Genomic DNA, 13,642 nt, shown 5'->3' on the forward strand with positions numbered 1-13,642 from the left:
TTTGTAACCGAGGCCGGTCATTCCCAGACGAAGGCGACCTTCTTGAGCGCCCTCTGCTCGAAAATCTCGACGCCTTCGGCGACGTCACGGCCACCCGCGCCGGCATAGAAGGAAAGTGCGTTCTGGTTGTCTTCCAGCGCCCACACCACCATTCCCTTCAGCCCGTGGTCGGCAAGCCGCGCCCGCGCCGCCTTGAACAGCCGGCTGCCGAGCCCGATGCCCTGATATTCCGGACGCAGGTAAAGTTCGTAGATTTCGCCCTGTTGCTTCAGCTCGCGGGCGCGGTTCTTGCCGATCGTGGCATAGCCGGCGATGGTGCCGCCGATCTCGACCACCAGAACGGTGGCGGCGCGGCGGATGGCGTTGGCCCACCAGTCGGCGCCGCGGCGGTTGATCATCGAGGTCAGCGAGCGATGCGGGATGATGCCGGAATAGGCGCCCTCCCAAGCCTGCTGGTGCACGTCCGCAATGGCGCCGGCGTCGCGCGGTTCGGCTTTCCTGATGTCGATGCTCAGCGTATTCATGATTTGTTAACCATAAACCCGCATCGGCCATTTGCAAGAGTCGAGGTCAGCCCGCCGACCGCTTTCTCACAGCCGATCGCGACACTGCTGACAATGGGCAAAGCCTGCCTGGAAAACGCACCCAGCCGGCGCGGTCAGGCGTCCGTCCGGGTAGCGCGTGCTGGCTTTTCAGATCTCGACGAGATGATCGTCCAGTTCATTGGCATCGCCCGACGTCACCGGGAAATGCTCGGCCAGCACCGCGCCGACCTGCCCGATCGCCTTGACGAAGCCGTCGGCGAGCCGGTCGTCACCGGCATGCTGCAGGAGATCGCGCACCACGCCGTCCCAGACATGCTGGCCGACCTTGCTGTCGATGCCCGAATCGGCGACCACTTCGGCATAACGCTCGGCGATCGACACGAAGACCAACACGCCGGTGCGCGCCGTGGTGCGGTGGACATTGCGGGCGAGGAACTGCCTGAGCGCATTGTCATGTGCCGCCTGATAACGCTGCCGGCGCGGCACCAGATGGATGCGCAAGCCCGGCAGCGCCCACAAAAGCACCAACACCGAGGCCAGTGCCAGCAGTTGGACAATGACGAAATGCGGCAGCCGGATCGACAGCCACCAGGCTTCCAGCCCATAAGCGACGGCGAGGCTGGCAATCAGCATGCCTGATGTCGCCATGAAGGCGGCGGGAAAGAAATAGCCGTCGCTGGCATGCGCAACGACGCAGTAGATCTCGCCGTCGGTTTTGGCCTCGGCCGCGCGGATCGCGGTGGCGATGCGCTCATGGTCCTGTGGGCTGATCGGTCGTGTTGCCATCTTCTCTCACCAGCTCCCTGAAGACCCGCCACCGCCAGACGAACCGCCGCCGCCTGAAAACCCGCCGCCGCTGCTTGAGCCCGAAGACCAGCTGCTGCCCGACGACGAACTTGTTGTCCAGCTGCTGGAGCCCGAGGACGATCCGCTCGGCCCCTGGCCGTAGCGAAAGGTCATGCCCAGCCATTTATACACGCCCGGCGACAGCTTGGTGCCGAAGATCGGCGGCAGGAAGGCCATCGCCAGGCCGCCGAAGAACATCGCCGCCCACAGGATCAGGAAGACCGCGACGACGGGATCGATGGGCGTGCTGCGGTCGGCCGGGTTGCGCTTGCCGCGCGCCTCCAGCTCTTCCGGGTTGCCTTCCAGCACCATGACCATGTCGTCGACGGCCTTGGAAATGCCGCCGGAGAAATCACCGGCGCGGAACGCCGGCACCATGTCGTTTTCGATGATCAGTTTGGTGTGCAGGTCGGTCAGCGTGCCTTCCAGCCCGTAGCCGACCTCGATGCGCATCTTGTGGTCGTTCTTGGCCACCAGCAGAAGCACGCCGTTGTTTTCGCCGGCCTGCCCGAGTTTCCAGAAGCGGAACAGCCGGTTGGCGTAGGGTTCGATCTCCTCGCCGTCGAGGCTGTTGATCGTGGCGACGACGATCTGGTCGGAGCCTTTGGTCTCGAAATCCGCGAGCTTCTGCGTCAGTGCCGCCTTGGTCGCGGCGTCGATAATACCGGCATTGTCGACCACCCGCCCGGTGAGTGCCGGCAGGTCTGCCGCCAAGGCTACAAACAGCATGGTGAGCATCGTCAACAGGGCGATGCCGATCGTCGCGGCTGCGCGGCCAGGTCTTGGCGGATTGAAGACGCGTACTGTCATGCCGTCACCAGTTCCCCTCAACCACCATGACTGTCCTCAATCACCATGATCATGTCGTCGACCGCTTTGGAAATACCGCCGGAGAAATCCCCGGCGCGGAAGGCCGGCACCATGCCTTCAATGATCCGTGTGGCGTGCTGGTTGGTGAGCGTGGCTTCCAGCCCGTAGCCGACCTCGATGCGCATCTTGCGGTCGTTCACGGCCACCAGCAGAAGCACGCCATTGTTCTTGGCCTTCTGGCCGAGCTTCCAGGCGTTGAACAGCCGGGTGGCGTAAGGCTCGATCTCCTCGCCGTCGAGGCTGGGAACCGTCGCGACGACGATCTGGTCGGAGCCTTTGGTCTCGAAATCGGCCAGTCTTTGGGTGAGCGCCGCCTCGGTCGCGGCATCGATGATGCCTGCATTGTCGACGACACGACCGGTGAGGGCGGGCAGTTCCGCCGCCAGCGCCGCGAAGCTGACGAGCAAGACCAGCAAGGCAGCGCCGGTCATCGTGGCGAAGCGGCCATGCCAGGGATTGGCGATGCGTGTTGTCATCTCGTCACCAGCTTCCCGAGGAGCCGCCGCCGCCGGACGAACCGCCGCCGCCGGAAAAGCCGCCACCACCGCTTGAACCCGACGACCAGCCGCCCCCGCCCGAAGACCAGCCGCCGCTGGACGACCGCCGGCCCGGCTCGAATGTCATGCCGAGCCAGCGATAGCGGCCGGGACCGAGTTTTTGGCCGAAGATCGGCGGCAGGATGGAGGCGGCCATGCTGCCGAAGAAGATGATTGCCCAGATGCTGATGAAGACGCCGAAGAACAGATTGTCGGTATTGATGGGCGGCTTCTGGTTGCGCTCGCCGCGCGCCTCCAATTCCTCCGGATTGCCTTCCAGCACCATCACCATGTCGTCGACGGCCTTGGAAATGCCCCCGGAGAAATCGCCGGCGCGGAACGCCGGCACCATGTCGTTTTCGATGATCAGCTTGGTGTGCAAATCGGTCAGCGTGCCTTCCAGCCCATAGCCGACCTCGATGCGCATCTTGCGGTCGTTCGGCGCCACCAGCAGCAGCACGCCGTTATTTTCCTTGGCCTGGCCAAGCTTCCAGAAGCGAAACAGCCGGTTGGCGTAAGGCTCGATCTCCTCGCCGTCGAGGCTGGGGATGGTGGCGACGACGATCTGGTCGGAGCCTTTTGTCTCGAAGTCGGCGAGTTTCTGGGTGAGCGCGGCTTTGGTGCCTGCATCGATGATCCCGGCGTTATCGACGACGCGGCCGGTCAGCGCGGGGAGGTCGGCGGCGAAGGCGGTGAGGGGCAGGAAGACGGCCAGAAAGGCGAGAAGAACACCAAGGTTGGCGTTCCTTCGCGTCCCCCTCTGTCCTGCCGGACATCTCCCCCTCGAGGGGGGAGATTGGCAATCTCGCTGCCGACGCTCAGCCGGCAATGCTGATATTTGGCGCAAGGACAGAAGACAGCTGATCTCCCCCCTTGAGGGGGAGATGTCCGGCAGGACAGAGGGGGGTGTGAAGGAACGCAAGGCTGGCAAAGGCCAAGCTCACCCAGACGTCATCACCCGCCCTGCTTCGTGCCGAAATCGACCTTCGGCGGCTGCATCTTGTCTTCTTCGACGGTGAAGTTGGCGAAGGGCTCGTTGCTGCGGAACCAGAAGGTTGCCCATAGCACCGACGGAAAGGTCCTCAGCGTCAGATTGTAATCCTTGACCGCCAGGATGTAGTCGCGCCGCGCCACGGCGATACGGTTCTCGGTGCCTTCGAGTTGCGCCTGCAGCGCCAGGAAATTCTGGTTGGCCTTGAGGTCGGGATAGGCCTCCGACACCGCGATCAGCCGCGATAGCGCGCTGGTCAGCCCTGATTGCGCATCCTGGAACTTCTTGAGCGCTTCGGGGTCCTTCAGCGTTTCCGGCGTCACCGTGATCTGCGTCGCCTTGGCGCGCGCCTCGACCACCGCATCGAGCGTGTCCTTTTCATGCGAGGCATAGCCCTTCACCGTCTCGACCAAATTGGGAATGAGGTCGGACCGACGCTGATACTGGTTCAGCACCTCGCTCCATGCCGCCTTAGCGTTTTCCTCCGCCGTCGGGATGGTGTTGAAGCCGCAGCCGGCGAGCAGAGGCAGCACGACGGCCATCATCAGCACGGCCGGCAGACTGCGAAAAGGGAAGGCAAGGCGCTGGGCAAACATGGTGAGGTCCCTCGACAGAAGTTGCATGCGAAGCATTAGCACAATCCGCGCTCAAGAAAATGTCTGCCGCTGGCGCGCATTCCTGGCGCGCATTCATGCGCCGGCGAGGCCCTGTGATTGATCGCGCGAACACGGTATGGTTGCCGGCAAACAGGACAGGATCATGGCGGAACGCCACGACGATGACAGCGAATCGCGCCGCATTATCGAGCGCGTGGCGAACGAGGGCGGCCTTGGCGGCGCATCGCTGGTGTCACGGGCAGCGAAAGGCGCGCGCGATCATGTTACCGCAGCGGAGGCCGACCGATCCGATCCGATCGAGGTCTGGGGCACCCGCATCGGTCGCGCACTTGGGCTCATCGTCGCCCTCGGCCTTTTGATCTGGCTCGTGTACCACGTCTCCCGGGGCAGCTAGAGCATGATCCTGAAAAGTGGGAACCGGTTTTCTCGGACAAGCGGGAACCGTTTTGTCCGGAGATCATGCTCCAACCAAAAAGATAGATCAGGATGACGATTCAACGAAAAATTATCCGTATCTAGGATTTTCCATGAACAGCGAAAAAGCCGACGCGCCGCGCGCGGTCATCGTCATTTCCAGCCATGTCGCCCGCGGCTCGGTCGGCAACCGCGCCGCCGTGTTTGCGCTGGAGACGCTGGGCTTTCCCGTGTGGGCGGTACCGACGGTCATCTTGCCCTGGCATCCGGGCCATGGCCGCGCCACGCGCATCGTGCCGCCGCTCGACCAGTTCAAGGCGCTGATGGCCGATCTCGAGCGCGCGCCCTGGCTGGGTGAAGTCGGCGCGGTGCTGTCGGGCTATCTTGGCGAGGCCGGCCAGGCCGAGGCCGTCGCCTCGCTGGTTGCGGCGGTCAAGGCCAAGACGCCGGACGCGATTTATATATGCGATCCGGTGATGGGCGATTCCGGCGGGCTCTATGTGCCCGAGCCGACGGCCGCCGCGATGCGCGACCGGCTGATGCCGATCGCCGACATCGCCACCCCCAACCGCTATGAGCTGGAGTGGATGGCCGGCGCGCCTTTGCCCGATCTGAAATCGGTGATCTCGGCCGCCCTCCATGCCGGACCGTCAACAATGCTGGTGACGTCGGCACAGTCGATGATGACCGGCGGCACCGGCAATCTGCTGCTTGACGGCACCCAGGCGCTGCTGGCCGAACACCGCCTCATCGACAAGCCGCCGAATGGCCTCGGTGACCTGACTGCGGCCGTCTACCTCGCCCGCATCCTGTCGGGGCAGCCGCCGATCAAGGCGCTGCAATCGACCACCGCCGCCGTCTACGAAATCCTGGCGCGAACCGCCAAGCGTGGCGGCGACGAGTTGCAGCTTGAAACCGATGCCCAGAGCCTGTCGCATCCGATGGCGATGGTGCAACTGCGCCACCTCACGCATCCGGGGCGGGACCGCCGGGCGTGACCTCGACCGTGGTCGTCGGCGTCGACGGCTGCAAGGCCGGCTGGATCGCCGTCCGCCGCGATCTGGATGCCGCGCCGTCAGTCCGCGTCTTTCCCAGCTTTGCGACCCTGCTCGACGCCTTGCCCGCCGATACGACAGTGGTCGTCGACATGCCGATCGGCCTGCCGGACGTCTCGCAAAGAGGCGGGCGCGGGCCGGAGACCTTGGTACGGCCAATGCTCGGAGCACGGCAATCCAGCGTCTTCTCTATCCCGTCCCGCCCGGCCCTCTACGCCGACACCAGCGGCTTCACCACGGTCGAGGCCTGGTATGAGGCACATCGGCGCGCCAGCGAGGTGGCCAAGGCGACCTCCGATCCGCCACGCGGCGTCTCGATCCAGGCCTTCGGCATCTTTGCCAAGATACGCGAGATCGACGCGCTGCTGATCGCACGTCCGCAACTGCGCCGCCGCGTCTTCGAATCGCATCCCGAAGTGGCCTTCTGCCGGCTGAACGGCGAAAAACCGATGACACTGCCGAAGAAGATCAAGGGCGCCGTCAATCCGGCCGGGATGGAAGAACGCAAGGCGCTGCTGTGCCGGCACGGCTATACCAGAGCTTTCCTCGACCAGCCGCCGCCACGCGGTGCTGCCGCCGACGATTTCCTCGACGCCGCAGCGATGATGCTGATTGCCGGACGCATTGCCGGCGGCGAGGCAAAGCCGTTTCCCGACCCGCCGCTTGCCGACCGTTTGGGCATTCCCCTGGCGATCTGGGCGTGAGGCAAGCGGCGAGCCATGCGTGCGGCATGGCGATTTGCGACGAAGCCATCCGCAATTCGGCATTGCCCGCGACGGGCATTTGCCGTTAGAGCCTTTCTAACTTGAAATGAGCTGCCGTCGCTAACCCCGAAAGGCTTCATCCCTAGCCCATGCCCCATCTCCCCGAACATCTTTGGACCGGCTACCGCAACTTCATGAATGGCCGCTATCTCACCGAGAGCGGACGCTATCGCGAGCTCGCCCGCGAAGGGCAGGCGCCCGAAACCATGATCGTTGCCTGCTGCGATTCCCGCTCTGCCCCCGAGGCGATCTTCGACGCCGGTCCGGGCGAACTGTTCGTCCTGCGCAATGTCGGCAATCTGGTGCCGCCCTATGCGCCGGACGGCGAGTTCCACTCGACCTCGGCCGCGCTCGAATTCGCCGTGCAGAGCCTGAAGGTGAAAAACATCGTAGTGATGGGCCATGGCCGCTGCGGCGGCATCCGCGCCGCGCTCGACACCAATTCGGCGCCGCTGTCGCCCGGCGACTTCATCGGCAAATGGATGAGCCTGATCGCGCCGGCGGCCGAAACCGTTTCGTCCAGCACGTTCATGACGACAACCGAACGGCAGACGGCGCTCGAGCGGATTTCCATCCGCTATTCGATCGCCAATCTCAGGACCTTCCCTTGCGTCTCCATCCTCGAAGGCAAGGGGCGGCTGTCGCTGCATGGCGCCTGGTTCGACATCTCGACAGGCGAGCTCTGGGTGATGAACAAGGACACTGGCGACTTCGAGCGGCCGGATTTGACGTAGACCCATGATCCCGAAAAGTGGGAACCGGTTTTCGGATAAGGGCATGGTCAAATAAGAGGAGGGAAGAATGCGGGTTTGGCGTGCGATCGCTTTCGCCGTAGCGGCACTGCTGATTTCGCTCGTCCCTGCCCGCTCCGATGACGGCGCCATTATCGACCGCTGGTATTCGGCGCTGCTGGTCGCCGATCGCACCGAATTGTCGGACCTGCTCGCCGACGATGTCCGCATCAAGCTCGACGATCTCGGCGTCGTGCAGTCGAAGCAGGAGTTCATCGCGTCGATCGACGAATGGAAGGGCGCGGTCGCCGGCGCCGCAATCCGGCATCGCGTCGAAAAGAGCGAGGCCGGCGTCACCACTGTCATCGCCTGCTATGATTTCCCCAACAATGACATGCTGATGCAGGAAACGTTCGCCGTCACCGGCAACCGCATCACCGCCAGTTCGCAAGCGGCGATCGCGGAAAATTGCGACGGCTTCTGACGCGGGCTTGAACGGCCGCGCTGTTGCGCCGCGCCAGTCATCGCCCTACATCGGTCCAGCAAGCTCCGCCAATCATCGAAAGATCCCCCATGCCGTCCACGAAAACCGTCGATCTCGCCGCCCATCCGCTGACCAAATGGCAAGGGCCGCTCGGCCTGCCGGATTTTGCCAGCATCGGCGACGACGATTTCTCCTCGGTGTTCGACGCGGCGCTGAAGGCACATGAGGCCGAAATCGATGCGATCGCCGGCAACAAGGATGCGCCGACCATCGAGAATACGCTGGCAGCCCTCGAACTCGCCGGTGAGCCGCTCGACCATGTCTCGTCGATCTTCGGGTGCCGGGCCGGCGCCCACACCAACGATGCGATCCAGGCGCTGGAGCGTGAGATCTCGCCGAAGATGTCGCGGCATTTCTCGGCGATCTCGATGAACGAGAAACTGTTTGCCCGCATCGACGACCTCTACCAGCGCCGGGAGACGCTAAAACTCGACGTCGAGACGCTGCGGGTGCTGGAGAAGACCTGGAAAGGCTTTGTGCGATCGGGCGCAAAACTCGACGCCGACGGCAAGAAGCGGCTGGCCAACATCAGCGAGGAGCTGTCCTCGCTCGGCACCACTTTCGGCCAGAACGTGCTGGCCGACGAGCGCGACTGGGCGCTGTTCCTCGACGAGGCTGATCTTGCCGGCCTTCCGGACTTCGTGAAGAGTTCGATGGCCGAAGCCGCCGAGACGCGCGGCCAGAAGGGCCGCTACGCCGTCACTTTGTCGCGCTCAATCTATGAGCCGTTCACGACCTTTTCTGAACGCCGCGATCTGCGCGAGACCGCTTTCCGCGCCTTCACCATGCGCGGCCAGAATGGCGGCGCCAGCGACAACACCGCAGTGGTGCGCGACATGCTGAAACTGCGCGCCGAAAAGGCCAGGCTGCTCGGCTATGCCTCGTTCGCCGCGCTGAAACTCGACGACACCATGGCCAAGACGCCGAAGGCTGTGCACGACCTCCTCGACCCGGTCTGGGAGAAAGCGCTGGAGAAGGCCGCCGCCGACCAGAAGGAGCTGGAGCGGCTTGCGACCAAGGCAGGCAGCAACGAAAAATTCGCCGCCTGGGACTGGCGCTTCTACCAGGAGAAATTGCGCGCCGAAAAATTCGACTTCGACGAGGCGGAACTGAAACCCTATCTGCAACTCGACCGGGTCATCGACGCCTGCTTCGACGTCGCCACAAAACTGTTCGGCATCACTTTCGAGGAGAAGAAGGGCATCGCCGCCTGGCATCCCGACGCGCGCGTCTTCGTGGTGAAGAACGCCGATGGCAGCGAGCGCGGCCTGTTCCTCGCCGACTATTTCGCCCGATCCTCGAAGCGTTCTGGCGCCTGGATGAGCGCGCTGAAGTCTGGCTACAAGCTTGGGGATGGCTCCAAGCCGGTGATCTACAACATCATGAACTTCGCCAAGCCGACCGGCGGGGGAAGCGGCGCTGTTGTCGGTCGATGAGGCCAAGACCCTGTTCCACGAGTTCGGCCATGCTTTGCACGGCATGCTGACCGACGTCACCTGGCCGTCGGTGGCGGGCACCTCGGTTTCCCGCGATTTCGTCGAACTGCCTTCGCAGCTTTACGAGCACTGGCTGACGGTGCCCGCAGTGCTGGAAAAGCATGCGCTGCATGTTAAGACCGGCAAGCCGATGCCGAAGTCGCTGCTCGACAAGATGCTGGCCGCCCGCACGTTCGGCGCCGGTTTCGCCACGGTCGAGTTCACAGCGTCGGCGCTGATCGACATGGCGTATCACGCGCGGCCGGATGCGCCGGCGGAACCGCTGCGTTTCGAAGCCGAAACGCTGGAAAAGCTTGATATGCCCGACACCATCGCCATGCGTCATCGCACCCCGCATTTCGGCCATATCTTCTCCGGCGACGGTTATTCAGCCGGCTACTATTCCTACATGTGGTCGGAAGTGCTCGACGCCGACGCCTTCGCCGCCTTCGAGGAGACCGGCGATCCCTTCAACCCGGCGCTGGCGGAACGGCTTCGGAAGAATATCTATGCCGCTGGCGGGTCGAAGGATCCGGAGGAGCTGTACACGGCGTTCCGCGGCAAGATGCCTTCGCCGGAAGCGATGATGGTGAAGCGGGGATTGGTGTAGCGCGGCTTTCCCTTCTCCCCCTGTGGGAGAAGGTGGATCGGCGCGAAGCGCCGAGACGGATGAGGGGTGTTCCAGGGAACGCCGACGCCTCACTCCGCTGGAACACCCCTCATCCGTCGCCTGCGGCGACACCTTCTCCCACAAGGGGAGAAGGTGAGCCTATACTGCCCAAGGATCCGCCACCCGTGGCCACACCGGCCGCGTCAGCTTCCTGTAATCCGTCACCGCCGGATTGCTCGGATACGAGCTCGGCGCCGAGACATAGATGATCTCCGCCGCGATCGGTTCAAAGCCGGCGTAGAAATGGTTGGTCGACTTGATCAGCAATATGTCCTTCGACAACGGATCGACACCGATGTTGGAGAAGACATCCGGCTCGAAGGTCTGCGTGCGGTTGGTGTTGAGGATGATGTCGATTTCGGTGCCTTCGAGCCGCACCAGCGCCGTCGGTCCGAGCGTCACCCGGCTCGGCCCGAAGCTCTGCCAGCCCTCGGGGACGGCTTTCAACACCTTGACGCGCGCATCGATCGGTTCGCCGGCCAGCGGCCCGGCCTTGCCGCCGAAGCGCAGGTCGATGACGGCGCCTTCGCCTGCCGCCTGGCAAAAGGTGACAGCGATCGGGTCCCAGATCGTCGCCACGCCAAAATTGTCCACGCCCTGTTCCAGCATGGCGCGCAGCACGACCGTACCGTCGCCGGCGACGCCACCGCCGGGATTGTCCCAGATGTCGGCAATCACAACCGGCTTGCCGGGATTTTCCTTGCGCACGGCCAGTGCCCGCGCGATGCCGTCCTCGGTGTTCAGCATCGTCATCGCCGTCCTTTCGCGGATGGCGTAAAGCTCGTGCCCTAGCCTCTCCGCCAGCGCATCGCCCTTGGCCTTGTCATTGTCAGTGACGACCAGGATGCGCGTGCCCATTTCCGGCACGTCCGCGGCCATGAAGCCATGGATGACCGAGACCGACAGCACGCCGTCCTTGCCGTGCAGCGCCTTGATGCGGTCGACGAAGGAGCGCATCGGCTCGCGGCTGGTCGGCAGCACCTGGATCATGCGGCAGTCGAACGTCGAGATCACCGGCTTGATCTCGTCGCGCGCCGCCGCCAATCCAAGCTCGACGACATGTTCGCCGCGCTCATAGAAGTCGGTGTGCGGGAATTCGAGGAAATAGGCCATGACATTGCATGCCGCGACGCGCTTTGGGGTCAGATGACTGTGCGGGTCGAGCTCGACCGCGATCACCACGTCGGGCCCGACGATTGCGCGAACCCGTTCCAGCAGATCGCCTTCGCAATCGTCATAGCCTTGCGCCACCATGGCGCCGTGCAGGCCGAGGATGACGGCGTCGACCGGCAAGGCTGCCTTCAACTGGCCGAGAATCTCGTCGCGCAACGACTCATAGGTCTGCCGCTGCACCAGCCCGCCCGGCTCCGCCCAGGTGGCGGTGCCTTCGATGACGGTCAGCCCTTCGGCAGCCGCACGCCGGCGCAGCGCGACCATCGGCGAGGAGCACAAGGTCGGCGTGTCTGGATGCTTGCCCGGCCCGGCATAGAACGCCATCTCGAACGACGCCCGGTCGGTCGGCACCGGCGAGAAGGTGTTGGTTTCGGTCGCCAGCGAGGCGGTGAAGATGCGCATGAAAGCTCCGTTGTGAATGGCGCCGTTATTTGACCGCCCCGAGCGCCAGCCCGCGGACGAGATAGCGCTGCAGCCAGATGAACAGGATTGCCACCGGCAGCGTCGCCAGCAGCGTCGCCGCCATTACATGGTGCCATTCGATCGTGTAGCGGCCGGCGACCAGCGAGAACACCTGGATAGGCAGCGTGTAACTTTCCTGGCTGCGCAGCATTGTGAGCGCAACGACGAACTCATTCCATGCGTTGATGAAGGTGAAGATGGCGGTCACCGCTATTGCCGGCAGGCAAAGCGGCAGAAACACTTTTCGCAAGGTCAGCCATCGGCCGGCGCCTTCCATCCACGCTGCTTCCTCGAGATCGCGCGGGATGGTGTCGAAATAGCTTTGCAGCATCCACACGGTGAAGGCGACGTTGAAAGCCATGTAGATGACGCCGAGCGCGGTCGTGGATTCGATCAGACCCCAGGCCGCCATCAGCCGGAACAGGCCGAGCACCAGCACGATCGGCGAGATCATCTGCGAGATCAGCAGGAACTGGCGGAAGGCGCCATAGCCGGCAAAGCGAAACCGCGACATGGCATAGGCGGCCGGCACCGAGATCAGGATGGCGCCGACGGTGGCGATAACAGAGACATAGAGCGAATTGGCCAGCGCCTGGCCAAAGCCGGTCGCCACCCACATGTCGGCAAAATTCGACCAGTGGAATTCGCTTGGCCACCAGGTCGGCGACAGCACCTCCTGCCGCGGCTTGACCGCGGTCAAAAACATTACCGCGAAGGGGAAGATCGTCACCACGAGCAGCGGCGAAAGCAGCAGCCAGGCGATGATCGTACGCTTCAGCTTGGGCGTCATGTGCGCTGCTCCCGCATGGCAAGCCGCACATAGATCATGGTGAAGATCAAAAGGATGGCGAACATCAGCAGCGACACCGCCGATGCTTCGCCCAGCTTGCCGATGCGGAAGGCCAGCTTGTAGAGATGGGTGACCAATATGTCGGTCGAGTTGGCCGGCCCGCCCTGCGTCATCACCCAGATGATCGGGAAGGAATTGAAGACGTAGATGGTGTTGAGCACGATGGCGATGTTGATGAACGGCTTCAGCAGCGGAAAGGTGATCTCGCGGAACTGCTGCAGCGGCGTCGCCCCCTCCAGGGCCGCCGCCTCGTAGAGGTCGTCGGGGATCGACGACAGGCCGCCGAGGAAGATGGTCGTGGTGAACGGTACCGTCACCAATATGCCGATCAGCACCTGCATCGGGAATGCCGTCTCGGCGCGCGCCAGCCACTGGATGTTTTCATGGATCAGGCCGAGCCCGATCAGCGCCGAGTTCAGCATGCCGCTTTCACCGTTGAGCGCCCAGCGCCAGACCACCGCCGTCATCGTCAGCGACACCGCCCAGGGCAGCATGATGATGACGCGGGCAATGCCGCGGCCGTAGAAATCGGTGTTGAGGATCATCGCCACCGGCACCGACAACAGCAGCGCGCCGCCGACCACCAGCAACGTCCACAGGCCGGTGCGCCAGAGTGCCGCCAGGAAATCGGGATCGGCGAGGAAGGCTGAATAATTGGCGAAATCGTTGAAGTCGCGTAGCTGGCCGAAGCGGCTGACGTCATGCGTCGAGATCTGGATCAGGTCCCAGACCGGCCAGAAGATGACTACCGCCGCCAGCAACAGGCTGGGCAAGGTCAGCAGATAGGGCAAGAAGCGATTTTGCATCGGCCGGTTTTGTACCGTGGTTCTGTGGCGCTGGCACGCCAGCTCGGATCAATCTTGCATATCGGTCTTTAGCAGCGCTTCAGAAGAATGCCTTTCCTCTCCCCCGTCGATCAGGGGAGAGGTGTCGAGCGAAGCTCGGGGGGTCGACCCTTGGGGCGCAAGGCGAGGTGATGTTTGCCCCTATTGCCCTTCCTATGTCCGTTCGCGGCGGTTGCCAGGTGGTTCCCCCACTCCGTCTCGGCTTCGCCGAGCCACCTCTCCCCCTCCGGAGGGAGAGGAAAGTGTGGCGCGCC

13 protein-coding genes and 2 pseudogenes are annotated in these 13,642 nt (G+C 63.7%); 6 read left to right on the forward strand and 9 right to left on the reverse strand.

What is annotated here, in order from left to right:
* Positions 1-17: 17 nt before the first annotated feature.
* From X730_RS141855 to X730_RS141830, 6 genes and pseudogenes are all read right to left on the reverse strand, one after another.
* Entirely contained in the window at positions 18-524 is a 507-nt protein-coding gene (locus X730_RS141855) for a GNAT family N-acetyltransferase (RefSeq protein ID WP_023668622.1), read from the reverse strand.
* Positions 525-692: 168 nt separating this feature from the next.
* Entirely contained in the window at positions 693-1,331 is a 639-nt protein-coding gene (locus tag X730_RS141850) for a TPM domain-containing protein (RefSeq protein WP_023700186.1), read from the reverse strand.
* A gap of 6 nt (positions 1,332-1,337) precedes the next feature.
* Positions 1,338-2,201 carry a YgcG family protein gene (locus tag X730_RS141845; RefSeq protein WP_023827113.1) on the reverse strand — a complete coding sequence of 288 codons (864 nt, stop codon included), beginning with the start codon at positions 2,199-2,201 and terminating at the stop codon, positions 1,338-1,340.
* 35 nt (positions 2,202-2,236) lie between these two features.
* Positions 2,237-2,692, reverse strand: a pseudogene (locus X730_RS141840) (TPM domain-containing protein); the annotation flags it as partial.
* A gap of 49 nt (positions 2,693-2,741) precedes the next feature.
* The gene (locus X730_RS141835; RefSeq protein WP_196813610.1) at positions 2,742-3,512 is read right to left on the reverse strand and encodes a YgcG family protein; all 771 of its coding nucleotides are present in this window, start codon (positions 3,510-3,512) and stop codon (positions 2,742-2,744) included.
* A gap of 239 nt (positions 3,513-3,751) precedes the next feature.
* Positions 3,752-4,384, reverse strand: a complete 633-nt coding sequence (locus tag X730_RS141830; RefSeq protein ID WP_023681434.1) for a LemA family protein — start codon at positions 4,382-4,384, stop codon at positions 3,752-3,754.
* A 163-nt stretch (positions 4,385-4,547) separates the two neighbouring features.
* Here X730_RS141830 and X730_RS141825 point away from each other — a divergent pair, with 163 nt between their 5' ends.
* From X730_RS141825 to X730_RS01000000164725, 6 genes and pseudogenes are all read left to right on the forward strand, one after another.
* Entirely contained in the window at positions 4,548-4,799 is a 252-nt protein-coding gene (locus X730_RS141825) for a hypothetical protein (protein WP_023668616.1), read from the forward strand.
* Between the two features lie 133 nt (positions 4,800-4,932).
* Positions 4,933-5,817, forward strand: a complete 885-nt coding sequence (gene pdxY / locus X730_RS141820; protein ID WP_023668615.1) for a pyridoxal kinase PdxY — start codon at positions 4,933-4,935, stop codon at positions 5,815-5,817.
* The gene (locus X730_RS141815) at positions 5,814-6,578 is read left to right on the forward strand and encodes a DUF429 domain-containing protein (RefSeq protein ID WP_023827114.1); all 765 of its coding nucleotides are present in this window, start codon (positions 5,814-5,816) and stop codon (positions 6,576-6,578) included. The genes pdxY and X730_RS141815 overlap by 4 nt, the downstream gene beginning before the upstream one ends.
* A 149-nt stretch (positions 6,579-6,727) precedes the next feature.
* Complete coding sequence (locus tag X730_RS141810) at positions 6,728-7,372, forward strand: carbonic anhydrase (RefSeq protein ID WP_023668613.1); 645 nt, start codon at positions 6,728-6,730, stop codon at positions 7,370-7,372.
* Positions 7,373-7,439: 67 nt separating this feature from the next.
* The gene (locus X730_RS141805) at positions 7,440-7,853 is read left to right on the forward strand and encodes a hypothetical protein (RefSeq protein WP_023668612.1); all 414 of its coding nucleotides are present in this window, start codon (positions 7,440-7,442) and stop codon (positions 7,851-7,853) included.
* An 89-nt stretch (positions 7,854-7,942) separates the two neighbouring features.
* Positions 7,943-9,998, forward strand: a pseudogene (locus tag X730_RS01000000164725) (M3 family metallopeptidase).
* A 159-nt stretch (positions 9,999-10,157) separates the two neighbouring features.
* Here X730_RS01000000164725 and X730_RS141800 read toward each other — a convergent pair.
* Genes X730_RS141800 through X730_RS141790 form a run of 3 tightly spaced genes read right to left on the reverse strand, consistent with a single transcriptional unit; the run spans position 10,158 to position 13,349 of the window.
* Positions 10,158-11,633 (reverse strand): M81 family metallopeptidase, encoded by a 1,476-nt coding sequence (locus tag X730_RS141800; protein WP_023827115.1) that lies wholly within the window; start codon positions 11,631-11,633, stop codon positions 10,158-10,160.
* A gap of 25 nt (positions 11,634-11,658) precedes the next feature.
* Positions 11,659-12,483, reverse strand: coding sequence for a carbohydrate ABC transporter permease (locus X730_RS141795; RefSeq protein WP_023668609.1), 825 nt, complete (start codon positions 12,481-12,483; stop codon positions 11,659-11,661).
* Positions 12,480-13,349, reverse strand: a complete 870-nt coding sequence (locus X730_RS141790) for a sugar ABC transporter permease (RefSeq protein WP_023681441.1) — start codon at positions 13,347-13,349, stop codon at positions 12,480-12,482. Before X730_RS141790 ends, X730_RS141795 begins: the two co-directional genes overlap by 4 nt.
* Positions 13,350-13,642: the final 293 nt, after the last annotated feature.

This window comes from Mesorhizobium sp. L103C131B0 (assembly GCF_000502275.1).
In the GTDB taxonomy this organism is placed as follows: Bacteria; Pseudomonadota; Alphaproteobacteria; order Rhizobiales; family Rhizobiaceae; genus Mesorhizobium.

What these genes read in the sequence shown, in the direction of transcription:
- X730_RS141795 (WP_023668609.1), bottom strand. Translation starts at nt 12,483, where the DNA reads ATGACGCCCAAGCTGAAGCGTACGATCATCGCCTGGCTGCTGCTTTCG.
- X730_RS141825 (WP_023668616.1), top strand. Translation starts at nt 4,548, where the DNA reads ATGGCGGAACGCCACGACGATGACAGCGAATCGCGCCGCATTATCGAG.
- X730_RS141810 (WP_023668613.1), top strand. Translation starts at nt 6,728, where the DNA reads ATGCCCCATCTCCCCGAACATCTTTGGACCGGCTACCGCAACTTCATG.
- X730_RS141850 (WP_023700186.1), bottom strand. Translation starts at nt 1,331, where the DNA reads ATGGCAACACGACCGATCAGCCCACAGGACCATGAGCGCATCGCCACC.
- X730_RS141790 (WP_023681441.1), bottom strand. Translation starts at nt 13,349, where the DNA reads ATGCAAAATCGCTTCTTGCCCTATCTGCTGACCTTGCCCAGCCTGTTG.
- X730_RS141845 (WP_023827113.1), bottom strand. Translation starts at nt 2,201, where the DNA reads ATGACAGTACGCGTCTTCAATCCGCCAAGACCTGGCCGCGCAGCCGCG.
- pdxY (WP_023668615.1), top strand. Translation starts at nt 4,933, where the DNA reads ATGAACAGCGAAAAAGCCGACGCGCCGCGCGCGGTCATCGTCATTTCC.
- X730_RS141800 (WP_023827115.1), bottom strand. Translation starts at nt 11,633, where the DNA reads ATGCGCATCTTCACCGCCTCGCTGGCGACCGAAACCAACACCTTCTCG.
- X730_RS141805 (WP_023668612.1), top strand. Translation starts at nt 7,440, where the DNA reads ATGCGGGTTTGGCGTGCGATCGCTTTCGCCGTAGCGGCACTGCTGATT.
- X730_RS141830 (WP_023681434.1), bottom strand. Translation starts at nt 4,384, where the DNA reads ATGTTTGCCCAGCGCCTTGCCTTCCCTTTTCGCAGTCTGCCGGCCGTG.
- X730_RS141855 (WP_023668622.1), bottom strand. Translation starts at nt 524, where the DNA reads ATGAATACGCTGAGCATCGACATCAGGAAAGCCGAACCGCGCGACGCC.